This window comes from Aeromonas enterica (genome assembly GCF_054052465.1).
The window spans coordinates 1-234 of the sequence record NZ_JBSTYL010000084.1; the positions used below are offsets into that span (position 1 = coordinate 1).

The window sequence follows — 234 nt, forward strand, 5'->3', positions numbered from 1 at the left end:
TCACATCACTGGTTGTCCAATCTGCTTCACTGCTGACATCGACCACATCCCCGGAGTCATAGCTCGCGGACGCCGCAAGGGCCAGGGTTTGACCCATCCGCACTTCATCCCCACCGCTAATGCTCAGCGCACTGACCAGATTATCGATAAAGGTCACCGCCGTGTTCAGCGTCTGGGTCAGGTAATTGGCATAGACGGTAAAGGTGCCCGCCATGGACGATGACACTGCGATTT

At 56.0% G+C, this 234-nt stretch carries 1 protein-coding gene; it reads right to left on the bottom strand.

All coding sequences use genetic code 11. The annotated features are described in order from the left end of the window. Window positions 1-234, bottom strand: a 234-nt coding sequence (locus ACW5XD_RS24000; protein WP_456497029.1) for a hypothetical protein, incomplete at both ends; no start/stop codon positions are given.